General features: G+C 72.6%; 23 protein-coding genes and 1 tRNA gene. 19 read left to right on the top strand and 5 right to left on the bottom strand.

All coding sequences use genetic code 11. From position 1 onward, the window contains the following. Positions 1-11 precede the first annotated feature (11 nt). Complete coding sequence (locus DEI81_RS04655; protein WP_111009318.1) at positions 12-260, top strand: hypothetical protein; 249 nt, start codon at positions 12-14, stop codon at positions 258-260. Between the two features lie 20 nt (positions 261-280). On the opposite strand, the gene DEI81_RS04650 is transcribed toward DEI81_RS04655, so the two are convergent. Continuing rightward, complete coding sequence (locus DEI81_RS04650; protein WP_111009317.1) at positions 281-1,327, bottom strand: DUF72 domain-containing protein; 1,047 nt, start codon at positions 1,325-1,327, stop codon at positions 281-283. 98 nt (positions 1,328-1,425) lie between these two features. Here DEI81_RS04650 and DEI81_RS04645 point away from each other — a divergent pair. The 4 genes from DEI81_RS04645 to DEI81_RS04630 all read left to right on the top strand — a co-directional run bounded on the left by DEI81_RS04645 (position 1,426) and on the right by DEI81_RS04630 (position 3,212). Beyond that, a tRNA-Glu gene (locus tag DEI81_RS04645) sits at positions 1,426-1,498 on the top strand. Positions 1,499-1,711: 213 nt separating this feature from the next. Next, positions 1,712-2,239, top strand: a complete 528-nt coding sequence (locus DEI81_RS04640; protein ID WP_111009316.1) for a CrcB family protein — start codon at positions 1,712-1,714, stop codon at positions 2,237-2,239. Then, positions 2,236-2,613, top strand: coding sequence for a CrcB family protein (locus tag DEI81_RS04635; protein WP_111009315.1), 378 nt, complete (start codon positions 2,236-2,238; stop codon positions 2,611-2,613). The genes DEI81_RS04640 and DEI81_RS04635 overlap by 4 nt, the downstream gene beginning before the upstream one ends. After that, a complete protein-coding gene (locus tag DEI81_RS04630) occupies positions 2,610-3,212 on the top strand; it encodes a histidine phosphatase family protein (protein WP_111009314.1) in 603 nt (200 codons plus the stop codon). The genes DEI81_RS04635 and DEI81_RS04630 overlap by 4 nt, the downstream gene beginning before the upstream one ends. 122 nt (positions 3,213-3,334) lie before the next feature. Here DEI81_RS04630 and DEI81_RS04625 read toward each other — a convergent pair whose 3' ends face one another. Next, complete coding sequence (locus DEI81_RS04625) at positions 3,335-4,408, bottom strand: FUSC family protein (RefSeq protein WP_181435208.1); 1,074 nt, start codon at positions 4,406-4,408, stop codon at positions 3,335-3,337. 315 nt (positions 4,409-4,723) lie between these two features. On the opposite strand from DEI81_RS04625, the gene leuC reads away from it, so the two are divergent. From leuC to DEI81_RS04595, 6 genes are read left to right on the top strand one after another with little or no spacing between them, the layout of a single operon-like run. Further along, positions 4,724-6,238, top strand: coding sequence for a 3-isopropylmalate dehydratase large subunit (gene leuC, locus DEI81_RS04620; protein WP_111009312.1), 1,515 nt, complete (start codon positions 4,724-4,726; stop codon positions 6,236-6,238). Then, positions 6,238-6,834, top strand: coding sequence for a 3-isopropylmalate dehydratase small subunit (gene leuD, locus DEI81_RS04615; RefSeq protein WP_111009311.1), 597 nt, complete (start codon positions 6,238-6,240; stop codon positions 6,832-6,834). The genes leuC and leuD overlap by 1 nt, the downstream gene beginning before the upstream one ends. After that, the gene (murA, locus tag DEI81_RS04610; RefSeq protein ID WP_111009310.1) at positions 6,835-8,202 is read left to right on the top strand and encodes a UDP-N-acetylglucosamine 1-carboxyvinyltransferase; all 1,368 of its coding nucleotides are present in this window, start codon (positions 6,835-6,837) and stop codon (positions 8,200-8,202) included. A 7-nt stretch (positions 8,203-8,209) separates the two neighbouring features. Next, a complete protein-coding gene (locus tag DEI81_RS04605) occupies positions 8,210-9,034 on the top strand; it encodes a 1-acyl-sn-glycerol-3-phosphate acyltransferase (protein WP_258368495.1) in 825 nt (274 codons plus the stop codon). Positions 9,035-9,077: 43 nt separating this feature from the next. After that, positions 9,078-10,103 (top strand): NAD(P)H-dependent glycerol-3-phosphate dehydrogenase, encoded by a 1,026-nt coding sequence (locus DEI81_RS04600; RefSeq protein WP_111009379.1) that lies wholly within the window; start codon positions 9,078-9,080, stop codon positions 10,101-10,103. Positions 10,104-10,107: 4 nt separating this feature from the next. Further along, positions 10,108-11,235 (top strand): D-alanine--D-alanine ligase family protein, encoded by a 1,128-nt coding sequence (locus DEI81_RS04595; protein ID WP_111009309.1) that lies wholly within the window; start codon positions 10,108-10,110, stop codon positions 11,233-11,235. Between the two features lie 14 nt (positions 11,236-11,249). On the opposite strand, the gene DEI81_RS04590 is transcribed toward DEI81_RS04595, so the two are convergent. Continuing rightward, a complete protein-coding gene (locus tag DEI81_RS04590; RefSeq protein ID WP_181435320.1) occupies positions 11,250-11,780 on the bottom strand; it encodes a DUF3515 family protein in 531 nt (176 codons plus the stop codon). A gap of 38 nt (positions 11,781-11,818) precedes the next feature. Here DEI81_RS04590 and thiL point away from each other — a divergent pair, with 38 nt between their 5' ends. After that, a complete protein-coding gene (thiL, locus tag DEI81_RS04585) occupies positions 11,819-12,817 on the top strand; it encodes a thiamine-phosphate kinase (protein ID WP_111009307.1) in 999 nt (332 codons plus the stop codon). Positions 12,818-12,846: 29 nt separating this feature from the next. On the opposite strand, the gene rsmD is transcribed toward thiL, so the two are convergent. Beyond that, positions 12,847-13,416, bottom strand: coding sequence for a 16S rRNA (guanine(966)-N(2))-methyltransferase RsmD (gene rsmD / locus DEI81_RS04580; RefSeq protein ID WP_111009306.1), 570 nt, complete (start codon positions 13,414-13,416; stop codon positions 12,847-12,849). A gap of 84 nt (positions 13,417-13,500) precedes the next feature. On the opposite strand from rsmD, the gene DEI81_RS04575 reads away from it, so the two are divergent. The 7 genes from DEI81_RS04575 to DEI81_RS04545 all read left to right on the top strand — a co-directional run bounded on the left by DEI81_RS04575 (position 13,501) and on the right by DEI81_RS04545 (position 22,650). Further along, positions 13,501-15,741 (top strand): ATP-dependent DNA helicase RecG, encoded by a 2,241-nt coding sequence (locus DEI81_RS04575; protein ID WP_111009378.1) that lies wholly within the window; start codon positions 13,501-13,503, stop codon positions 15,739-15,741. A 26-nt stretch (positions 15,742-15,767) separates the two neighbouring features. Beyond that, entirely contained in the window at positions 15,768-16,250 is a 483-nt protein-coding gene (gene coaD / locus DEI81_RS04570; RefSeq protein WP_111009305.1) for a pantetheine-phosphate adenylyltransferase, read from the top strand. 179 nt (positions 16,251-16,429) lie between these two features. After that, complete coding sequence (locus DEI81_RS04565; protein ID WP_258368494.1) at positions 16,430-16,930, top strand: DUF177 domain-containing protein; 501 nt, start codon at positions 16,430-16,432, stop codon at positions 16,928-16,930. A gap of 3 nt (positions 16,931-16,933) precedes the next feature. Then, positions 16,934-17,137: a 50S ribosomal protein L32 gene (rpmF, locus tag DEI81_RS04560; RefSeq protein ID WP_111009303.1), complete on the top strand. Its 204-nt coding sequence runs from the start codon at positions 16,934-16,936 to the stop codon at positions 17,135-17,137. Positions 17,138-17,207: 70 nt separating this feature from the next. Next, complete coding sequence (rnc, locus tag DEI81_RS04555) at positions 17,208-17,933, top strand: ribonuclease III (protein WP_258368504.1); 726 nt, start codon at positions 17,208-17,210, stop codon at positions 17,931-17,933. Next, positions 17,933-18,898, top strand: a complete 966-nt coding sequence (gene mutM / locus DEI81_RS04550) for a bifunctional DNA-formamidopyrimidine glycosylase/DNA-(apurinic or apyrimidinic site) lyase (RefSeq protein ID WP_111009301.1) — start codon at positions 17,933-17,935, stop codon at positions 18,896-18,898. Before rnc ends, mutM begins: the two co-directional genes overlap by 1 nt. A gap of 38 nt (positions 18,899-18,936) precedes the next feature. After that, complete coding sequence (locus DEI81_RS04545) at positions 18,937-22,650, top strand: chromosome segregation SMC family protein (RefSeq protein WP_111009300.1); 3,714 nt, start codon at positions 18,937-18,939, stop codon at positions 22,648-22,650. A 17-nt stretch (positions 22,651-22,667) separates the two neighbouring features. Here DEI81_RS04545 and DEI81_RS04540 read toward each other — a convergent pair whose 3' ends face one another. After that, on the bottom strand, positions 22,668-23,684 hold the full coding sequence (locus DEI81_RS04540; RefSeq protein ID WP_111009299.1) for a TerC family protein: 1,017 nt from the start codon (positions 23,682-23,684) through the stop codon (positions 22,668-22,670). Positions 23,685-23,782 lie beyond the last annotated feature (98 nt).

The following is a 23,782-nucleotide window of genomic DNA, read 5'->3' as shown; positions in this document are numbered from 1 at the left end:
TCGTGGCGCGCATGCGGCCGCCGCGGCCCACGGACACGACCGACACGTTGATCGGGTTCAGTGGGTTCTTCGGCGCGGTCCTCCTCGTCGTGACGATCACGTGCGAGCTCACCGGGCGGTCCGCGCTCGGATGGGCGCTCGCGTTGCTCGTCGTCGTCGCGCTCGTCGCGGCTCTGCTGCATCGGCGCGCGGCGCTCGTCCGCCGGACCGGCGGGCACGACGGACGGGAGGCCTCCCATGACGTCGGCGGGAGCGGCTGACGGATCGCGACCGCGCGCGGTCAGGACCCGAGGGTGCCGCCGGGCCGGTGCGGTGCCTCCCGGCTGACCGCACCCCGCGCAGCGAGCGCCGCGTCGAGCGCCAACGCGTCCCAGGGTGCGTGGCGCTCGGCGTCGTTGTCGAAGTAGACGAACGTGTCCCGCCCGGCGAGGAGGTGTTCCTCGACCCGGTGCGCCCACTGCCCGGTCGCGTGCTCGTCGTAGCCGCTGTGGTAGACCTCTGGACTGCCGTGCAGGCGCAGGTACGCGAAGTCGGTCGTCGGCTCGTCGAAGCGGGGCCAGGCCGTACCGGCGTCGCTGTCCACCAACGCCACCCGGTGCTGGCGGAGCACGGCGAGGTGGTCCGGCGTCACGGCGGCGGGGGTGCGGACCTCGAGCGCGTGACGGATGACCCGTCCGCCCGGCGTGCCGTCCCCGGATCGCCCGTCACCGTCGCCGTCGGAACCGGGCACGCTGTCCGACGCGCGCACCTTCGCGTCGTGGTCGTCGGCGAGCGCCCGTGCGGCGTCGAAGGTCGTGGGCAGCTGGTCGAGGAAGGCGTCGAGGACGTCGGGGGTGGGGGCGAAGGCCGCGGGGAGCTGCCAGAGGACGGGCCCGAGCCGGTCCTCGAGCTCGAGGACGCCCGACGCCATGAAGTTCGCGAGCGCCGTGTGCACGTTCCGCAGGTGCAGCATGTGGGTGAGGTAGCGCCCGCCCTTCACGGCGAAGACGAAGCCGTCGGGGACGGCGTGCCGCCACGCCTGGTACCGCTCGGGGCGCTGCAGCGAGTAGAACGAGCCGTTGAGCTCCACGGTCGGGAACCGATCGCCGACGTACTCGAGCCAGCGGCGCTTGGCGAGGCGCTGCGGGTAGAAGTCGCCCCGCCAGCCGTCATACTGCCACCCGGAGAGCCCGACGCGGGCGAGGGCGCCCGTCGGAGGGGCCCCGGCGGACCGGGCGAGCGCGCGACGGTCGGTGCCCCCGATGGTGGCGGCGCCCCCGATGCGCCCTTCGCCCTCGATGGACTCGGCGCGGTCGTCGGGGTCGGGGTCGGGGTCGGGGTCGGGCATCGCCCCACGGTATGCCCCGGCGCCGGGCCGACACACCGACGGCCGCTCGTTTTGCGTCGTGACCCGGACCTGTGTCATACTCTTCTGGTTGCCGGAACGGCCCCATCGTATAGTGGCCTAGTACGCCGCCCTCTCACGGCGGTAACGCGGGTTCGAATCCCGCTGGGGTCACGCGCACAGTGACTGCAGAACCAGCACGGCAGCCGCATGGAATCCCTCGCCCGCGGGCGGGGGATTCCGTCGTTCCGGCTTGGTACGCTCCAGGGGTCTCCGACCCCGGCAGTGGGGCCTGCCGGACCCGAACCTCGCCGACCGGCCGGTCGAGCGACGACGGTCCCTGTCTCCGATCGCGCGTCCTCGACGCGTCCAGCAGATGGGAGCACCATGACCAACGCGTCCGGCGGACCGAGCGCCGCCCCAGCGTCGAGCGGTGACGGCCTGCCGTCCGACCCTGACGTCGAGGTCGACGACGCCGCGAGCGGTGCGCCGATCCGTCCGCTGCATCTCCGCTGGCCGTCCATCGGCCTCGTGGCGCTCGGCGGAGCGGTCGGGACGGCTGCGCGAGCGCTGATCACCTCGGCCCTGCCGTCCGGTCCCGCCTCGTGGCCGGTCCTCGGCATCAACGTCCTCGGCGCGTTCTGCCTCGGGCTCCTGCTCGAGGCGTTGACGCGCCGCGGTTCCGACGAGGGGCGCCGCCGATCCCTACGGCTCCTGTTCGGGACGGGCGTGCTCGGGGGCTTCACGACCTACAGCACGCTCGCGGTCGACGCGGCCACGCTGCTCCGGACCGGCCACGCGGGCACCGCGGTGGGGTACGGCCTCCTCTCGGTCGTCGCGGGGCTCGTCGCGGTCGTCGTGGGTCTGGTGGTCGCGGCGGTGACGCGCCCCGACGCCAGGGGAGCACGTCGGTGAGCACGGTCGAACTCGTGCTCGTCGCGGCCGGCGGTGGCGTCGGCGCCGTGCTCCGCTTCGTCCTCGACGGCGCCGTCAGAGCGCACTGGCCGCGCTCACTTCCCCTCGGGACGATCGTCATCAACGTGAGCGGATCGCTCGTCCTCGGGTACGTCACCGGACTCGGAACGGCCGGGCTGCTCCCGAGCCTGGTCGTCGCGACGCTCGGGACGGGCATGATGGGCGGGTACACGACGTTCTCGACGGCGAGTGTCGAGACGGTCCAGCTCGTGCGTGCCGGTCATCCGTGGCTCGCGCTGCTGAACGGGATCGGCATGCTCGTCGTCTCGGTCGGCGCCGCAGCGCTCGGCCTCCTCCTCGGAAGGAACACATGACCTCGGAACGCCCCGGTGAACTCGTCCTCGTCCGCCACGGAGAGACCGCGTGGTCGAAGAGCGGCCAGCACACCGGTAGGACGGACATCCCCCTGACGGAGAACGGCATCGAACAGGCGAAGCGCGCGGGGCGGTTCCTCGCCGATCGCGACTTCGCCCTCGCGCTGTCGAGCCCGCTCGAGCGAGCGCGCGAGACCGCGCGGCTCGTCGGCGTCGACGCCGAGCCGGACGAGGACCTGTTCGAGTGGGACTACGGCGCGTACGAGGGACTGACCACGCCGCAGATCAAGGTGCAGCGGCACGGGCCCTGGGACCTCTGGACCGACGGCGTCCCCGCCGGCGACACCCCTGGTGAGAACGCCGCCGAGGTCCGGGTCCGGGCCGAACGGGTGCTCGACCGGGCGCGACCGGTGCTCGCCGAGGGGCAGGACGCGATCTTCGTCGCGCACGGGCACGTGCTCCGCGCGATCGGTGCGGCCTGGATCCGACTCGCGCCGCAGGACGGCGCAGTCCTCGCGCTCTCGACCGCCTCGGTCAGCGTGCTCGGCTACGAACACGGCCGCCCGGTGATCGACCACTGGAACGTCCAGCCGGGATAGGCCCGACGGCCGGGAGGGCCGGGGCGGCCCGTCCCTCCCGGCCGTCGAACCGTCGGCCCCGGTGCCGGGAGTTCCGCGCTGTCGTTCCCCGGCCCTCCCAGCCGTCGGACGGCTCCCGGCCGTCAGACGGTGCGGATCGCGCTCGTCGCACCGAGGGGCCGGCCACGGCGACGCTCGACGGCGCGCCCGGCCAGGAGCAGGAGGACGCTCACGGCCGCCCCGAGCGCGGTCTGCACGATCCGCTCGACCGCGAGACGCTCGGGTGCCTCGGGGAGGCTGAGCCACGAGACGGCGAGGGCGAGCGGCGTGAGGAACAGCAGGCAGACCGCGTAGTTCCGCGCGACGAAGATCTCGGCCCAGAACTGGCCGAGCACCGCGATGAGGACGATCCACCAGTCCGTCGGGTGCAGGAGCAGGACGCCGACGGCGACCACGGTGCCGCCGATGGTGCCGACCACGCGCTGCACAGCGCGCTGGATCGTGTGCCGCTGCCGGAGCGCGGGGAGCGTCGACACGACCGCCACCACCGCCCAGTACGGGTGTCCCAGCCCCGTCGCCTCGCCGACCGCGCCGGCGACGAGCGCGCCGACCAGGTTGAGGCCGACGGTCTCCCACAGGGCGGGACTCCGCAGCACGGCGAAGGACCGGCGTCGTGGCTCGACGAAGGGTCGGAACAGGTGGCGCATCGACTCGCCCCACACGGCCCGGGCGAGGAACCCGCCCATCGACACCACCCAGGCGAACGCCACGGCGCCGAGGACGATCCCGACCACGCCCGGCAGCTGGGCCGGGGTCACCGGTACGAGCGAGCAGACGACGAACGCGAACACGGGGAAGATGGGCTGCGCGGGGATCGCCTGGAGGACCGAGAGCGTGCCGACGGCCACCACGAGGACGACCGCGAGTCCGACCGCCTCGGCCCAGAGCGGCGCCCCGGTCATGCTCATCGCGACGCCGGCGAGCATGCACGCGGCCTGCAGCAGGCCCGCGGTGGTGACGGTGACGACGCGTCGTCCGTAGGGCTCCCGCGCGCCCGGGATCGCGGCGAACCCGGCGAAGAGCGCGAAGGCGGCGTAGCCCGACAGACCGGAACCGATGAGCACGGCGAGCGGGACCCCGCCGGCCACGGCGGCCCGTGCCGCTCCCTCGATGTTGATCGTGCGGGCGGAGTGGGGCGGTCGTTCGGTCGTCGTCATGTCCTGTCCATCATCCCACCGGGCGTGCTGGGGGAGGACGCCCGGACGACGCGCGAGACGGAGAAGAACGACAGGTGTCGTCCTGCTGGTATACCAATCCGCGCCAGCATGCGGATCGGACCGGGAATGGACGCTCGAGGCCCGTGGTTGCGGGCATCCACGGGCCTCGGAGGGCCCGGACGCGAGCGTAGACTCGCTGGACCCGGCGCCCGCCGGGCCCGCGACACGCGGGACGCGCACCTCGCTCGGGGTGCGCGGACGACCCGGTCGCCGTCCGACAGGACAGGCGACCACACGCATGGGAGGCACGAGGTCATGGGCAGGACGCTCGCCGAGAAGGTGTGGGACGACCACGTCGTGGTCAAGGGCGAGGACGGCACCCCCGACCTCCTCTACATCGACCTCCACCTCGTGCACGAGGTCACGAGTCCGCAGGCGTTCGACGGCCTCCGCCAGGCCGGGAGGCCCGTCCGCCGCCCCGACCTCACCATCGCCACCGAGGACCACAACACGCCGACGCTCGCGATCGACCGTCCCATCGCCGACCCGACGAGCCGGACGCAGATCGAGACCCTGCGGCGCAACTGCGCGGAGTTCGGTGTCCGGCTGCACCCGCTCGGGGACGCCGAGCAGGGGATCGTGCACGTCGTCGGACCGCAGCTCGGCCTCACCATGCCCGGCATCACCGTCGTGTGCGGCGACTCGCACACCTCGACCCACGGCGCGTTCGGGGCCATGGCGTTCGGGATCGGCACGAGCGAGGTCGAGCACGTCCTCGCCACGCAGACGCTGCCGCTCAAGCCCTTCAAGACCATGGCGATCACCGTCGAGGGGACGCTGCGCCCCGGTGTCACGGCGAAGGACGTCATCCTCGCCGTGATCGCGCAGATCGGCACCGGCGGTGGTCAGGGCTACGTCCTCGAGTACCGCGGCAGCGCGATCCGGGCGCTCTCGATGGAAGGCCGGATGACGATCTGCAACATGTCGATCGAAGCCGGTGCACGCGCCGGGATGGTCGCACCCGACCAGACGACCTACGACTACCTCCGCGGACGGGCGCACGCCCCGAGCGGGCAGGACTGGGACGACGCCGTCGCCTACTGGGACACGCTGGCGACGGACGACGACGCCGTGTTCGACGCCGAGGTGTTCATCGACGCCGACGAGCTCGAGCCGTTCGTGACGTGGGGGACGAACCCCGGTCAGGGCGTCTCGCTGTCGGCGACCGTGCCCTCGCCGGCCGACTTCGCCGACGCCAACGCCCGTGCGGGCGCCGAACGGGCGCTCGAGTACATGGACCTCACTCCCGGCACCCCGATGAAGGCGATCCCCGTCAACGCGGTGTTCATGGGCTCCTGCACGAACTCGCGCATCGAGGACCTCCGCGCGTTCGCCTCGATCGTCCGCGGTCGGACCAAGGCCGAGGGCGTCCGGGTCATGGTGGTGCCCGGGTCCGCGCGGGTCCGCCTCGAGGCCGAGGCCGAGGGGCTCGACCAGGTGTTCCTCGACTTCGGCGCGGAGTGGCGGTTCGCCGGCTGCTCGATGTGTCTCGGCATGAACCCCGACCAGCTCGCCCCCGGCGAGCGATGTGCGTCCACGTCGAACCGCAACTTCGAGGGGCGCCAGGGCAAGGGCGGCCGGACACACCTCGTGTCACCGCTCGTCGCCGCGGCCACCGCCGTCCGGGGCACGCTGTCGAGCCCGTGGGACCTCGAGGAGGACGACGCGCGGCGTGCCGTGGACGAGGTCACGCCGGTCGGTGTCGCCGCTGGTCGCACGACCGTCGCCGACGCCGAGGCCGGCGTCGCGCAGCCCGAGGAGGAACACTGATGGACAAGCTCTCGGTCGTGACCGGCGTGGCGGCACCGCTGCGTCGGGCGAACGTCGACACCGACCAGATCATCCCGGCCGTCTACCTCAAGCGGGTGACGAAGACGGGCTTCGAGGACGCCCTGTTCGCCGCCTGGCGGCAGGATCCCGAGTTCGTCATCAACCGTCCCGAGTACCAGGGTGCGTCCGTGCTCGTCGCCGGTCCGGACTTCGGCACGGGGTCGAGCCGGGAGCACGCGGTGTGGGCGCTCCGGGACTTCGGGTTCCGGGTGGTCGTCTCGCCGCGGTTCGCGGACATCTTCCGCGGCAACGCCGGCAAACAGGGGCTGCTGACCGCCGTGGTCACCGAGTCCGACGTCGAGCGGATCTGGGCGGCGATCGATGCCGCGCCCGGAGCCGAGGCGACGGTCGACCTCGTCGCGCAGCGCGTGTCGGTGGGTGATGTGGACGTCCCGTTCGAGATCGACGCATACACTCGATGGCGGTTGATGGAAGGGCTCGACGACATCGGGCTCACCCTCCGCGACGAACCGTCGATCACGGAGTTCGAATCCCGCCGCGCCTCGTGGCGGCCCGAGACATTGCCGGTGAAGTAAGTGAACTCTCTCGTACAGGACGCAGCGGCTGCAGGCGCTCGCGTCGGTCTCAAGTCGGACGAGATCGTCATCCGCGGCGGCAAGCCGCTCGTGGGACGCATCGAGGTCCGCGGCGCGAAGAACCTCGCGACCAAGGCGATGGTGGCCGCGCTGCTGGGCGACACACCCTCGATCCTCCGCGACGTGCCGGACATCAGCGACGTCAAGGTCGTCCGGGGCCTGCTCGAGGTGCACGGCGTCCGGATCAGCGATCCTGCCCGTGGCGAGCTCATCCTCGACCCCTCGAACGTCGAGAGCGCACACTTCGCCGAGATCGACGCCCACGCCGGGTCGAGCCGCATCCCGATCCTGTTCTGCGGTCCGCTGCTCCACAAGCTCGGCGAGGCGTTCATCCCCGACCTCGGCGGTTGCCGCATCGGCGACCGCCCGATCGACTTCCACCTCGACGCGCTCCGCGCGATGGGCGCCGTCGTGGACAAGCAGGTCGCCGGCATCCACCTCGAGGCACCGAACGGTCTCAAGGGCGCGAACATCGAACTGCCGTACCCGAGCGTCGGCGCGACCGAGCAGGTGCTCCTCAGCGCCGTGCTGGCCGAGGGTGTCACCGAGCTGCGGAACGCCGCGATCGAGCCCGAGATCATGGACCTCATCGCGATCCTGCAGAAGATGGGCGCCGTCGTCTCCGTCGAGCCGAACCGGACGATCTTCATCGAGGGCGTCGAGAAGCTGCGCGGGTACACGCACCGGGCGATCAACGACCGCAACGAGGCCGCCAGCTGGGCCGCCGCCGCACTCGCCACGAACGGTGACATCTTCGTCGAGGGTGCCAAGCAGCAGGACCTCATGACCTTCCTCAACGTCTTCCGCAAGGTGGGCGGCGGGTTCGACATCCAGGAGGACGGCATCCGCTTCTACCGCGAGGTCGAGGTGCTCAAGCCCGTCGTCATCGAGACCGACGTCCACCCCGGGTTCATGACGGACTGGCAGCAGCCGCTCGTCGTGGCACTGACGCAGGCCGAGGGCCGCAGCGTGGTGCACGAGACCGTGTACGAGAACCGGTTCGGGTTCACGGACGCGCTCAACGAGATGGGTGCGGACATCGTCGTGCACAAAGAGGGACTGCCCGGCCACGACCGTCGAGTCGCTCGTCGTCCCTTCGAGCAGGCCGCGGTGATCACCGGACCCACGCCGCTGCACGGCGCGAACGTGCGCGTGCCCGACCTCCGGGGCGGGTTCAGCCACCTCATCGCCGCGCTCACCGCCAGTGGTGAGTCGCACATCACGAACGTCGGCATCATCAGCCGTGGGTACGAGCACTTCATCCCGAAGCTCCGCAAGCTCGGCGCGGACTTCGACTTTGCCGGGTGAGGGCGCGGTGCCGGACAACGGCACGGGGTCGACGAGCGGGCAGCAGGGCGGCGGGCGCGAGGTCGTCACCGCTGGCCTGCCCACCCCGGGACGGCGGTTCCATCGGGGCGACCTGAACGGTGCGTTCCGGGTCGTCGCGTCGATCGTCATCCCGATGATCCGGGTCGCTGCCCGGTTCCGGTGGCACGGGAGCACGCGGCTGCCGGCCGAGGGTCCGTTCATCGTCGCGCCAAACCACTACACGAACATCGACCCGCTCGTCGTCGGCACGGTCGTGTGGCTGCACCGTCGACTCCCGCAGTACCTCGCGAAGGCCTCGCTGTTCCGGGTCCCGGTGCTCGGGTACTTCATGCGCGGCATGGGCAACGTCCCCGTCGAGCGCTCCGGACGGACCCGCGGCAGCGACCCGCTCACCGGTGGTCGTGCCCTCGTGGCGGGCGGCGGCGGTCTCATCGTCTACCCCGAGGGCACGCTCACGCGCGACCCGGACCTCTGGCCCATGCGCGGGAAGACTGGCGCGGTCCGACTCGCGCTCGAGAACGACGTCCCGCTCATCCCCATGGCCCACTGGGGCACCCAGCGCATCATGCCGCGGTACGGGCGCACGCTCCGGCTCTTCCCGCCGTCGCGCGTGGACGTCGCGATCGGCGAGCCGCTCGACCTCTCCGCGTACCGGGGACGTCCGCTCGACCAGCACCTGTTGCAGCAGGCGACCGCCGAGCTCATGCAGGCGATCACCGCGCTCGTCGAGGAGCTGCGCGGCGAGCGTGCACCCGCCGAGCGGTGGGACCCGGCAGCGAACAACCAGAAGGAGACCGGCCGCTTTGCCTGACGCGCCCGACCATCCAGGCCGCGGCGCGGTCGACACCGCCGCCATCAACGTCGTCCTCCGTCGCGCCGAGTCGCGACGGGTCGCCGTGCTGGGCGCGGGGAGCTGGGGCACCACGTTCGCCAAGGTGCTCGCGGAGGGCGGGGCCGACGTCGTGCTCTGGGCGCGTCGACCCGAGGTCGCGCGCGAGATCACCGAGACGAAGCGGAACTCCGACTACCTGCCCGGCATCAACCTCCCGCGCACGCTGACCGCCTCGGACCACCTCGACCGCGTGCTCGACGGCGCCGAGCAGGTCTACGTGTCGGTGCCCAGTCAGAGCCTGCGCGCGAACCTCGAGGCGGTCCGGACACTGCTGCCCGTCGAGGCGCCCGTCGTGAGCCTCATGAAGGGCGTCGAGAAGGGCACGGGCCTCCGGATGAGCGAGGTCCTCCAGCAGGGCCTCGACATCGATCCGGATCGGATCGCGGTGGCGTCCGGCCCGAACCTCGCACTCGAGATCGCACGACGACAGCCGACGGCGGCCGTCGTGTCGTCGACGAGCACCGACACCGCGACCGCCGTCGCGGCGACCGCCACGAACCCGTACTTCCGGTCGTTCATCAACACCGACGTCATCGGCACCGAGTTCGGCGGCGTGCTCAAGAACCTCATCGCGGTGGCCATCGGCATCGTCGACGGTGTCGGCTACGGCGAGAACACGAAGGCGTCGATCATCACCCGCGGCCTCGCGGAGATGACCGGGTTCGCGGTCGCCAACGGTGCGCGCCCCGAGACGCTCGCCGGTCTCGCCGGGCTCGGCGACCTCATCGCGACGTGCCAGTCACCCCTGTCGCGGAACAACACCGCGGGCCGACTGCTCGGCCAGGGCTACCGATACGACGAGGTCGTCCGGCAGATGAACCAGACCGCCGAGGGTCTGGCGTCGGTCGCTCCGATCCTGGCGCTCGCCGCCGACCACGGCGTCGACATGCCCATCGTCAGCCAGGTGGGCGAGGTGCTCGCCGGTAGGCTCGACCCGCGGAACATCGCGCCGCACCTGACCGAGACCGACGAACCCCAGGGCGAGTGATCCCATGACGCAGACGACCGCCATCGACGCCCGGCCTGCCGGACCCGGGGCTCGGACCCGTGTCGTGGTCCTGTTCGGCGGCCGCTCGAGCGAGCACGCGATCAGCTGCGTGACCGCGGGTGGGATCATGGCCGCGATGGACCGCTCGCTGTTCGACGTCGTGCCGGTCGGCATCACCCGTGCGGGCGCGTTCACGTTGCAGTCGGACGACCCGGGCGCTTGGGCCCTGCGCGGCTCCGACCTCCCCTCGGTCCCGGACAACGGCACCCGCGTGCGCTGGCCGGACTCGATCGACTCCCGCGCCCTCGCGGTGGTGCAGGCCGACGGATCCATCACCGCGCTCGGCGACGTCGACGTCGTGTTCCCGATCCTCCACGGCCCCTTCGGCGAGGACGGCACGGTCCAGGGCCTCCTCGAGTTGGTGGGGCTGCCCTACGTGGGCGACGGCGTCCTCGCGAGCGCGGTCGGCATGGACAAGCACCTGTCGAAGGTCGTGCTCGAGCACGCCGGTCTCCGGGTGGCGCCCTGGACGACGGTCCTCCGCCGTGAATGGGACGCCGACGAGGCCGACGTCCTCGAGCGAGCGGCCGCGCACGGGTGGCCGCTGTTCGTGAAGCCCGCGCGTGCCGGGTCGAGCATGGGGGTCTCGCGGGTCGACGAGCCGGGGCAGCTCCCGGCGGCGTTCGCGACCGCGTTCGAGCACGACAGCAAGGTCATCGTCGAGCCACGCATCGTCGGGCGCGAGATCGAGGTCGCGGTGCTCGAGGGTCGCGATGGCACCCCGCGCACGAGCCTCCCGGGCGAGATCGTCGTCGACGAAGCGGGGTTCTACGACTTCGAGGCGAAGTACCTCGGCGGCGACGAGCAGCTCCGGTGTCCCGCCCCGCTGTCCCAGGACGAGACCGACGAGGTCCGTTCCATCGCCGCCCGCGCCTTCGAGGCGATCGCCGGTTCGGGCCTCGCACGGGTCGACTGCTTCCTCACGGACGACGGGTTCGTCGTCAACGAGGTCAACACCATGCCCGGGTTCACCCCGTTCTCGATGTACCCCCGATGCTGGGCCGCGTCCGGGCTGCCCTACCCGGACCTCGTCCGCGAACTCGTCGAGCTCGGGGCGGTCGCCGTCCGCTGACCGGTCGTGGCGGGTCAGCCCGCCGGGGTGGCGCTCGCCGACGGCGTGGCGGGCGCGGAGGGCGTTGCCACGTCCGAGGGGTCGAGGCACGCGTGGCCGTCCTTCGGCAGGGTCGACACGGCATCCCCGATGTCCTGCAGCACGTCGCTCGTCGCCGCCGTCGGATCGAGCGCGACCTGCACGGCGGGCGAGCGTCCGAACGTCGTGTAGACGATGGAGTCCTTCCGGGCGTCCCGGATCCAGTCGACCGATCCGAGGGTGAAGCACGGCAGGTCGGACACGGTCGGCACGGGCACGCCGCAGTGCAGGACCACGGCTGCCGGGGTGCCCCAGACGGCCGTGGACTGCGCGTTCGTGGCTCGGATCGCGAGCTTCGACTCGACGGTGGTCGGCAGGCGCACCTGGACCGCGGCGCAGGCCACGGAGTTCGCCGCCGGCGCCGGTGTCAGCGCGACGGCGTCAGCACAGCCCTCGAGGGCCGCGACGAGGCCGACCGCCAGGGCGATCGCCCCGAGTGCCCGGGGGAGTCGGCGCGAGGAGTGCATCGCCATCAGGCTACCCGAGCGGGCGGTACGGTCGGAGAGTGCACGACAGCGACGACACGGTGGGCAGCGTCGGCGAGCTCGGCGTGCTCGCTCGGATCACCCGTCGGCTCCCGTCCGCCGCATCCGCCCTGCTCGGCCCGGGCGACGACTGCGCGGTCGTCGCCGCGCCGGACGGACGCTTCGTCGTGACGACGGACATGATGGTGCACGGCCCGGACTTCCGGTGGGCGTGGTCCTCGCCGACGGACGTCGGTTGGAAGGCGGCCGCGACGAACCTGTCCGACGTCGCCGCGATGGGGGCGCGCCCCACCGCGTTGCTCGTGGCGTTGGCCGTGCCGCCGCAGACCCCGGTGGGCGTGCTCGAGGCCATCGCCGACGGGTTCGCGGCGGCGTGCGCCACCCTCGCCCCGGGTTGCGGCGTGGTCGGCGGCGACCTGTCGACGTCGGCGACCGCGACGGTGACGGTCACGGCGTTCGGGGACCTGGAGGGCCGGGCGCCGGTGGTCCGGTCGGGCGCGCGAGCGGGTGACCAGGTCGCGGTCGCGGGTGAACTCGGCGTCGCGGCCCGGGGACTCGCGCGGCTGTTCGCGGAGGGGGTCGACGACCGCGGCGAACCGGACGCCGAACGGACCGCGGCGTTCCTGGCGGCCTCGCCCGGGGGGACGGACCCGGGCGTCGAGCGGCAGCGTCGCCCCAGTCCGCCGGTCGCCGCGGGGGTCCTCGCCGCCCAGGCCGGGGCGACCGCGATGCTCGACCTGTCCGACGGGCTGGCGATCGATGCCGGTCGCGTGGCCCGGGCCAGCGGTGTCACGATCGACCTCGACCCGTCGGTGGTCCCGGAGGGGCCGGCCCTGCACGGCGGTGAGGACCACGGACTGTTCGCGACGTTCCCACGCGGGTCGGGCCTCCCGGCCGGGTTCCGGCGGATCGGGACGGTCGTGTCGGCGGCCGGTGCGCCGGGCGTGACGCGCGGGGGCGTCCCGGTGTCGACGCAGGGGTGGGACCCGTACGTGGGCTGGGACGGCGCCGTCGGCTGACGCCAGGACGAGCGCGGTGGGCGCCGGGGTCAGTCCGTGATGTCGGGCGCGGCCTCCCACGCGACGGTGTCGCCGTACGTGCGCTTGCTCCAGGCCTGGAGCCCGTCGGGCCAGGTCGGCTGTGGCGACCTGGTGCTGCGTTCCACGACCACGAGCGCCTCCGGCCCGAGTCGGGGGACGAGGGCCGCGAGCACGGCCTGGATCTCGTCCTCGTCCACCTCGTACGGCGGGTCGATGAACACCAGGTCGAAGCGGCGACCGGTGGATCGGAGGTACCCGAGCGCGGACTGTGCGTGGACGTCGATGTGGGTGGCGCCGCCGGTCCTCCGCTGGACCGACCGGGCGTTCTCGCGGCAGGCGGCTGCCGCGGGTGCTGCGCGGTCGACGAGCACGACCTCGACCGCGCCGCGTGACGCCGCCTCGAGGCCCAGAGCGCCCGTGCCGGCGTAGAGGTCGAGCACCGCCGCGCCGGCGACGAGTCCCCGCGCGTCGAGCGAGGAGAACAGGGCCTCGCGCACACGGTCGCTCGTGGGTCGCGTGCCGGCCCGCGGCACGCGCAGCGTCGTGGAGCCAGCGGCCCCCGCGATGATCCGGGTCACGCACGACACCGTATCGGCACCAGCGGACGTCGTGCACGGCTGGGAGGCCCGGTGCATGTCGGCGGGAGCGACTACCGTTGCGACGTGGTCACCGCCAGTCCCGCGTCCGCGTCGTCCCCGGCAGTCACCCCGGACCCGCTCGACGCACGGTTGAGTGGGGTGCTCGGCGGCCGCACCGCGACGGCCTTCGAGAAGGCGTTCGGCATCCGCACGGTGGGCGACCTGCTCGCGCACGCCCCGCGGCGGTACGCCGAGCGCGGCGCGCTGACGGCCCTCGACGAGCTCGCGGTGGGGGAGTCCGTGACCATCGTGGCCGAGGTCGTGGACGTCCGTGAACGGACGATGCGGCAGCGGCGCGGGTCCATCCTCGAGGCACGCATCGGCGACGGCAACGGCATCCTCACACTCACGTTCTTCAACCAGGGCTGGCGCGCGAAGGACCTCGTCGCGGGCGCACGCGGCATCTTCGCGGGCAAGGTGTCCGACTACCGGGGCGCACGGCAGCTCGCGCACCCCGACTACGAGCTGTTCGACGCCGACGACCCGCGGGCCACGGCCGACGCCGACGGCGAGCAGGCGATGCGCTGGTCGCGACAGCCGATCCCGATCTACCCGGCGACCTCGACGCTGTCGTCGTGGCAGATCGCCAAGGCCGTCGGGGTCGTGCTCGACACGTTGCCCGAGCTCGAGGACCCGGTGCCGTCGTCGGTGCGCGCCCGACTGGGCCTGCTCGGGCACCGGCGCGCGCTCGAGCTCCTGCACCGGCCCGAGCGGACCGCCGACTGGAAGGCCGCGCAGGACGCGCTCCGGTACCGCGAGGCCTTCGTGCTGCAGACCGCGCTCGTCCGACGGCGCCTGGCCGCGCGGGCGACCGCGTCGACGCCGCGGGTCGCGGCGCCGGGTGGCGTGCTCGAGCGCTTCGACCGGCACCTCCCCTTCACGCTGACGGACGACCAGACGGCCGTCGGCGTGGAGATCGCCGCCGACCTGGCCGAGCACCACCCCATGCACCGGCTCGTGCAGGGCGAGGTCGGATCCGGCAAGACCCTCGTGGCGATCCGCGCGATGCTCACGGTGGCGGAGTCCGGCGGCCAGTCGGCGCTCATCGCACCGACGGAGGTCCTGGCGGCGCAGCACCTCCGCTCGATCGTGCGGTTCCTCGGACCGGACCTCGCCGCCGAGCTCCGGCCGGTGATCGTCACCGGTTCCCAGTCCTCCCGCGAGCGGCAGCGGGCGCTCCTCGCGGCGGCGAGCGGCGGGTCACGGCTCGTCGTCGGCACGCACGCGCTCCTCGGCGATCGGGTCGACTTCGCCGAGCTCGGCCTGGTCGTCGTCGACGAGCAGCACCGGTTCGGCGTCGAACAACGCGAGGCCCTGCGCACCAAGGGCAGGACCCCGCCGCACGTGCTCGTCCTCACCGCGACCCCGATCCCGCGCACCGTCGCCATGACCGTCTTCGGCGACCTCGACGTGTCGACGATCCAGGGGCTGCCCTCGGGGCGGGCCAGCGTCGAGACCCACACCGTCGCCCTCGCGGACCACCCGGGTTGGGAGCACCGGATCTGGACCCGGATGGCCGAGGAACTGGCGTCCGGGCGGCAGGCGTTCGTCGTGTGCCCGGCCATCGAGGACGGCTCGGTCGAGGAGGGCGAGGAAGCCGGCGACGACGCGGTCCAGGCCGACGCGGGCGCAACGGGTCCCACTCGTCGTCCCCCTGCCACCGTCGTCGGGACGGCGGAGCGGATCCGCGCGATGCCGGAGCTGCGGGACCGGCGGATCGCGGTCCTCCACGGCCGGATGCCCGCCGAGGACAAGGACGCCACCATGACCGCGTTCGCCGCGGGGGACGTCGACGTGCTCGTCGCGACGACCGTGATCGAGGTCGGCGTCGACGTCCCGAACGCCTCGATGATGGCGGTCCTCGACGCCGACCGGTTCGGGGTGTCCCAGCTGCACCAGCTCCGTGGGCGCATCGGGCGTGGCGGTCACCCGGGCGTCTGTCTGCTCGTGACGAGCGCCGAGGACGGCACACCGGCGCGCGAGCGCGTGGACGCGGTGGCTGGCTCGGACGACGGGTTCGAGCTCGCACGCGTCGACCTCGAACTCCGACGTGAGGGCGACGTGCTCGGTGAGCGACAGTCGGGCGGCCGGTCGTCGCTGACGCTCCTGCGGGTCGTGCGGGACGCCGACGTCATCGTCGATGCCCGGGGCGAGGCGGAGCGGCTGTTGACGGCGGACCCGACGCTCGAGCGCCACGCCGTGCTCCGGGCCGCGCTCGACCGACGCCTCGACGAGACCGACGCGGCGTTCCTCGGCAAGAACTGACACGGCGGCGTCGGTAGGGTCGGTCCATGCCCCAGATCGCCGTCGTCCCCGGCTCGTTCGACCCCGTCACCGTCGGGCACCTCGACGTGATCCAGCGTGCCGCCACGATCTTCGACGAGGTCCACGTCCTCGTCGTGCACAACCCGGACAAGACGAGCAGCCTCTTCGACGCCGCGGAACGGGTCCGGCTCATCGACGCCGCGCTCGACGAGGCCGGGTTGCACGACGGCGTCCGGGTGGAGTCGTGGTCCTCCGGTCTGCTCGTGGACTACTGCCGGCAGGTCGGTGCGCGCGTGATCGTCAAGGGGGTGCGGTCGAGCGCGGACGTCGCGTACGAGACACCGATGGCGGCCGTGAATCGCGACCTCGCGGGCGTCGAGACCGTGTTCGTCGTCCCCGAGCCCGGTCGCTCGCACGTGTCGAGTTCGCTCGTCCGGCAGGTCGCGTCGCTCGGTGGGGACGTCTCGCCCTACGTGCCGCGGGTCGTGGCGGAGGCCCTGGCCCACTGACCCGGAGCGGTGACCGTCGGTGGCGGGCGCCGCCGTCCTGCCCGCACCGCACCGGGTGCGCGCCGCATGCTGGCGCTCGCTCTCGGGCGGGATGCGCGGTAGGATCGATCCTCGTGCCTGGCTTCGTGAACACCCCGTACACCCTGCCGGTGCGTGACATCATGCACCGCCCGGGCGAGATGCGCGAGCACGTCATCGACGTCGAGCTCGCGGAACCGTTCGGTGCCGGACAGGTCGCCGTACCGGTCGGTGGGGCGCTCCACGTCGAGGTCCGACTCGAGGGGCTGCACGAGGGGATCCTGGTGTCCGGCCACGCCGACGCCGAGGCCGTCGGCGAGTGCAGCCGCTGTCTGATCGACATCACCGAGCCGGTCGAGGTCGATTTCACCGAGTTGTTCGCGTATGATGCCTCGGAGGATTCTGATCTCCAGGTTCACGATGATCACGTGGATTGTGAACCGGTGATCCGAGACGCGGTGGTGCTCGCACTGCCGTTCCGACCGGTCTGCCGACCGGACTGCCCAGGACTGGACCCGGTGACGGGTGAGCGCCTGGCGGACGTCGGCGAGCGTGTGACCCCTGAGGTCATCGACCCGCGCTGGTCCGCGCTCGCAGCACTCCGAATCGACACCACCGACCCCGACGGCGCTCGTCCTGACGCCGACAAGGAAGAGAGATAAGTCATGGCCGTTCCCAAGCGCAAGAAGTCCCGCGCCAACACGCACGCCCGCCGCTCGCAGTGGAAGGCGGCGCCCGTCGCGCTCGTGAAGACCGTCGAGAACGGCAAGGTCACCTACAGCCTCCCGCACCGCGCCAAGGTCGTCGAGGACAGCGCCGGCACCGCGCTCTACATGGAGTACAAGGGCCGCAAGGTCGCCGACGTCTGATCGAGGCGGATCAGTGCGTGCAGCGTCCGGTTCCCGTGGGTCGACCCCCGCGGAGTCGGACGCTGCACGTCTGCTGGCCGTCCTCGACGTCGACGTCGACCCGGATCTCGTCGATCTGGCGTTGACGCATCGCTCGTTCGCCTACGAGCACGGGGGCATCGCGCACAACGAGCGACTCGAGTTCCTCGGTGACTCGATCCTCGGGCAGGCCGTGACGGTCAAGCTCTACCGCGACTACCCGGATCTGGACGAGGGCGAGCTCGCCAAGCGACGCGCGAGTCTCGTGTCGACCGTCGCCCTCGCCGAGATCGCCCGCATCATCGGCCTCGGCGCCTTCCTCAAGCTCGGTCGCGGCGAGGAGCTCACGGGCGGCCGGGACAAGTCGTCGATCCTGGCCGACACGGTCGAGGCCGTCATCGGCGCGACCTACCTGTCCGCGGGGCCGGACGTCGCCACCGCGCTCGTGCTGCGCCTCGTGGAGCCCCTGCTCGTCGACCCCGACCGCTTCGGCGCCGCGATGGACCCGAAGACGAGCCTGCAGGAACTGGCGTCGGCACGGTCCCTCGGCAACCCCGCGTACCGGGTCACCGAAGAGGGCCCCGACCACGACAAGACGTTCCACGCCACCGTGGTGCTCATGGGCGAGGACATCGCGAGCGGTACCGGATCGAGCAAGAAGAACGCCGAGATGGCCGCGGCGCTCGGCGCGTGGACGCGACTGTCCGGCCGGGGCGAGGAATCGGTCGACCTCCTCGCGGCGGACGGCCCCGACGCGGGCACGGGTGACGCCCGCTAGTGCCCGAACTCCCCGAGGTCGAGGTCGTCCGCGCGGGCCTCGAACCGTCCGTCACGGGCGCCCGCGTGCTCCACGTCCACGTCGTCGACGAGCGCGCTCTGACGCGACACCGGGGCCCGGCCGAGGACTTCGTCGCCCGCCTGACCGGGCGCACCGTGCAGGCCGCCGTGCGGCGCGGCAAGTTCCTGTGGATGCCGCTCGACGACGTCGGCGCGGGTCCCGAGGCCCTCGTGGCGCACCTCGGCATGAGCGGTCAGATCCTGCTCGGTCGGGACCGCCCGGCCGCTCGGCACCGAAGGGTGGTCCTCGCGGTGCAGCCCGCGGGCCGGACCGCCGACGGCCTCGTCGAGCCGCCGGTCGAGCTCGAGTTCGTCGACCAGCGGACCTTCGGTTCGATGGCGGTCGACGCGACCGTCCCGACCGTCGACAGCGCACCCGCGGGGCACGCCGGTGCCGCCGACCAGGCGGATCCCGACGGGGCGTGGCGACGGCGGATCCCGACGCAGGTGTCGCACATCGCACGGGACCCCCTCGACCCCGCGTTCGACGACGCGCGGTTCGTCGCGCTCGCGCACCGGCGGCACAGCGGCATCAAACGGGTGCTGCTCGACCAGGGTGTGGTCAGCGGGATCGGCAACATCTACGCGGACGAGAGCCTGTGGGCGGCCCGGCTGCACCACGACCGCCCCGCCGACGCATTGAGCCGGCGCGCGCTGACCGGCCTGCTCGACGAGGTGCGCGCGGTGCTCCGCCGGGCGCTCGAGGACGGCGGCACGAGCTTCGACGCCCAGTACGTCAACGTGAACGGGCAGTCCGGGTACTTCTCCCAGCGGCTGGCCGTGTACGGGCGACAAGGTCAGCCGTGCCCCCGCTGCGGGGCGACGATCGTGCGCGAGGCGTTCATGAACCGCTCGAGCCACCGCTGCCCCGTGTGCCAGCGTCGGCCGCGGTCGCGCCTGGGCTAGCCTGTGCCCACCGATCGCGCGAGCATGGAAGGCCGTCCGTGTACCTGAAGAGCCTGACCCTCAGGGGGTTCAAGTCCTTCGCGCAACCGACGACCTTCGCACTCGAGCCGGGCGTGACCTGCATCGTGGGTCCCAACGGCTCGGGCAAGTCGAACGTCGTGGACGCCCTCGCGTGGGTGATGGGGGAGCAGGGCGCCAAGACGCTCCGCGGCGGCAAGATGGAGGACGTCATCTTCGCCGGCACCTCGACGCGGGGACCGCTCGGCCGCGCGCAGGTCACCCTGACGATCGACAACAGCGACGGCGTGCTCCCGATCGAGTACGCGGAGGTCACGATCTCGCGGACCCTGTTCCGGAACGGCGGGAGCGAGTACGCCATCAACGGCGAGAACTGTCGCCTGCTCGACGTCCAAGAACTCCTGTCGGACACGGGGCTCGGCCGCGAGATGCACGTCATCGTCGGGCAGGGACAGCTCGACAAGGTGCTCCACGCGACGCCGGAGGACCGACGCGGCTTCATCGAGGAGGCCGCCGGCATCCTCAAGCACCGTCGGCGCAAGGAGAAGACGCTCCGCAAGCTCGACGCGATGCAGGCGAACCTCACCCGGTTGTCCGACCTCGCCGGCGAGATCCGGCGTCAGCTGAAGCCGCTGGGACGGCAGGCCGAGGTCGCGCGCAAGGCGCAGTCCGTGGCGGCGGTCGCCCGGGACGCGCGGGCCAGGATCCTCGCGGACGACGTCGTCCGGCTGCGGCGGGAGCTCGCCGAGCACCTCGCGGTCGAGGCCGGCCGGAAGAGCGAGCGCATCGTGCTCCAGGAGCGGCTCGACCAGGCGCGCATCCGACAGCAGCACGTCGAGCAGACGATGGTGGGTGACGACGTCGACCGGGCGCGGACGGTGCTCCACGGCCTCGAGAGCGTGCAGGAGCGACTGCGGGGGCTGTCGACCCTCGCGAACCAGCGCCTCCTGCTGCTCGCCCAACAGGCGGACGTGCCCGCCCAGGGCCCCACCGTCACCCCGTCGATGGTCGCGGACGCGCGGGACGAGGCCGAGCGTCTCGAGGCGAACGCCGAGGACCTCCAGGGCGCGCTGGCGTCGGCGGCCGAGCGCGTGGCCCGGGCGCGTGCGTCGCTCGACGCCCTCGACGAGGAGATCGCGGCGCAGAGCGCACTCGTGTCGCAGCACGACCTGGACGCCCAGCGCCTCGGCAACCGCGTCGACGTGGCACGGCAGCGGCTCGCCTCCGCCACGGCCGACCGTGCCCGTCGGGAGCGGGCGCTCGCCGAGGCCGAGGAGCGTGCCGGACGCGCCGAACAGGAGCTCGCCGGGGTCGCCCGCGACCCGGGACTGGACGCGGACGAGGACGACCTGGCGCAGCTGCTCACGGACGCCCGGGCGGCGCTCGAGGGCGCCCAGTCGCGACGGGACGAGGCGCGGGAGCGGCTGCATCGGCTCGAGCGCGAGCGTGACGCCCTCGCCGCACGCGTGACCGCGCTCGGGCTGTCGCTCGACGTCCGCGACGGCTCACAGGCGCTCATCGACGCCGGGCGCGCCGGGGTGCTCGGCCGGCTCGCCGACCACATCCGGGTCGCCGCCGGGTACGAGGCCGCGGTCGCGGCCGCCCTCGGCGGACTCGCCGACGCGGTGCTCGCCGCCACCCGGTCCGCCGCGCTCGACGCCGTGACCGCGGCACGGACGAACGACATCGGTCGCATCGACGTCGTCGTCGCCGACGCCCCGGGCACGGGATCGCACCTGCCCCCGGCCCTCCCGTCCGGCGTCCGTCCGGCACTCGAGGTGGTCGACGGGCCTCCCGCGATCGTGGCGCTGCTCGCGGACACCGTCGTCGTCGAGCCGGGCGCGGACCCGGCCGCGGCCGATCTGGAGGCCCTGCTCGCCGCCGTCCCGCAGGCGACGGTCGTCACCGCCGCGGGTGACGTCGTCCGCGCGGTCCTCGTGACGGGCGGCGGGGAACGCGCGACGTCGCGGCTCGAACTCGTGGCCGAGCGGGACACGGCCGCGAGCCGGCACGTCGAGGTCGTCGCGGCCGCCGACGCGGCGGGCACCGACCTCCGAGCTGCGCGTGACGCCGTGGACGCGGCACGCGCCGCGGCGGACGAGGCCGACCGCACCCTCCGCGCCCACGTGGCCGCGAAGGCGGCGTTCGACCGGGCGTCGGCGACCGCGCGCACCCGCGCGGAGAACGCTCGAGGCGAGGCCGACCGGCTCCGCGCCGCGCTCGCCGAGACCGCGGGCGCCGTCGAGCAGGCGGAGCAGGCGCTCGCCGCCGCAGACCAGGAGCACGCCGCCTTCCTCGCCGCGCCACGGCCGATCCTCGACGCGTCCGCGCGTGACGACCTCCTCGACGACCTCGAGGCCGCGCGGAGCGACGAGATCGACCAGCGCATCCAGGTCGAGACCATCCGCGAGCGGGCGCGCGCCGAACGGGCGCGGGGCGCGGCGTTGGAGCGGCAGCTGGCCGCGGAGCGCGCGGCCGCCGACGAACAAGCGCGCCTCGCGGTGATCCGTCGCCGGCAGATCGAGGCCGCCGAGGGGGTCATCGCCGACCTCCCCGCGGTCCTGGACGCCGTCGATCGGTCCGTGGCTGAGGCCCGCGTCCGGCTGACCGCCGCCGAGGCCGACCGTGCGCGGCGGAACACGGAGCTCCAGACCCTGCGGGCCGAGGAGCAGTCCCTCCGCGACCGGCTGCAGTCGGTCACCGACGGCCTCCACGGGCTCGAGATGGAGATCTACGAGAAGAAGCTGCACGTGTCATCGCTGCTCGAACGCGCCGGCAGCGAACTCGGCCTGGTCGAGCAGGTGCTCGTCGCCGAGTACGGCCCCGACGTCCCGGTCCCCGTGGACGTGCTCGTCGACCCCCGCGTGCGTGCGCGCCAGCACCGCGAGGCGATGCGCGCGGCGGGAGTCGACCGTGACGCGGATGTCGACGCCGACGCTGACGCCGACCCCGCGACGCTCGATGCCGAGGTCTCCACACTGCCCGGCGGCGCCGCGCTCCCGGACCCGGACGCCGCGCCCCGCTCCGAGGCCGATGCGGAGGTCCCGACCGTGCCGTACGTGCGCGCGGAGCAGGAACGCCGGCTCCGCGACGCCGAACGGGACCTCGGCCAGCTCGGCAAGGTGAACCCGCTCGCGCTCGAGGAGTTCCAGGCGCTCGAGCAGCGGCACCGGTTCCTCACCGAGCAGCTCGACGACCTGACGAGCACGCGGGGGGACCTCCTCACGATCATCGAGGAGCTCGACGGCAAGATGCAGGAGATCTTCCGCTCGGCGTTCGAGGACACCAAGCGGGCCTTCGACGAGGTGTTCCCGATCCTGTTCCCCGGCGGGACGGGCACGATCGAGCTCACCGATCCGGACGACATGCTCGCCACCGGCATCGACGTCGCCGTGCGCCCCGCGGGCAAGAAGATCGACCGGCTCACCCTGCTGTCCGGCGGCGAGCGCTCACTCGCGGCGATCGCGCTGCTCGTCGCGATCTTCACGGCCCGGCCCAGCCCGTTCTACATCATGGACGAGGTCGAGGCCGCGCTCGACGACGCCAACCTCGGGCGACTCCTCACCGTGTTCGGACGCCTCCGGACCTCGTCGCAGCTCATCGTGATCACGCACCAGAAGCGGACGATGGAGATCGCCGACGCGCTGTACGGCGTCTCGATGCGGCAGGACGGCGTCAGCGCGGTCGTCGGGCAGCGCGTGCAGGACGCGGAGCGCGAGCGCGCCGCGAGCTGAGCGCCCCGATCAGCGGATCAGGCCTCGACGCGCTGGTCGTGATGGCCGTCGAGCGGTTCTCCGCGGCGGACCCGCCGCGCGGACACGACGAGGCTGACGATCGTCGCCACCGCGACGACGAGCACGATGAACGACAGCGAGAACCAGATCGGGATCTCCGGAGCCCACTCGATGTGGTGACCGCCGTTGACGAACGGGAGCTCGTTGACGTGCATGGCGTGGAACACGAGCTTCACGCCGATGAACCCGAGGATGACGGCGAGTCCCTGCCCGAGGTAGATGAGGCGCTCGAGGAGCCCGGAGATGAGGAAGTACAGCTGTCGCAGACCGAGCAACGAGAACGCGTTGGCGACGAAGACGATGTAGGCGTCCTGCGTCAGCCCGAAGATCGCGGGGATCGAGTCGAGGGCGAAGAGCACGTCCGTGAGGCCGAGCGCCACCATGACGAGCGCCATCGGCGTGAGCAGGCGACGGCCGTCGACCTTCGTGGTGACGCGGTCGCCGTCGTAGTCCTCCGAGGTCGGCAGGATGCGGCGCAGCACGCGGATCAGCCGCGACTCGCCGGCGCTCTCGTCCTCGTGCCCGCCGCGCGCCTGACTCCAGGCGAGCCAGAACAGCAGCGCGCCGAACAGGTAGAAGACCCACGAGAAGTTGTCGATGATGACGACGCCGAGGGCGATGAACACGCCGCGTGCGATGAGCGCGATCGCGATGCCGACGAGGAGGACCTTCTGCTGGTAGGCGCGCGGGACCTTGAACGCGGTCATGATGATGAGGAACACGAAGAGGTTGTCGATGCTCAACGACTCCTCGGTGATCCACCCGGCGAAGAACTCGCCGCCCGCCTGGTGGCCGCCGAACGCCCAGACGCCGAGGCCGAAGAGGACCGCGATCCCGATGTACACGAGCGACCAGGTCGTCGACTCGCGGATGGTGGGCTCGTGCGCCTTGCGCACGTGCGAGAAGAAGTCGAAGACGAGGAGCGCGAGCACCAGCGCGATGGTGCCGAGCCAGACGGCGATGTGGACGTCCATGTGGATCCTCCAGTAGGGCCGTTCCCGGAATCGGGGACGACGACGACTGAAGGTCTCTTCCGCCGCCCGGACGAGCGGCCGATGGCACCGGGCCCGGA

Origin of the sequence: Curtobacterium sp. MCBD17_013, from assembly GCF_003234565.1 — a bacterium.
In the GTDB taxonomy this organism is placed as follows: domain Bacteria; phylum Actinomycetota; class Actinomycetes; order Actinomycetales; family Microbacteriaceae; genus Curtobacterium.
This window is presented reverse-complemented; position numbering and strand designations above follow the sequence as displayed.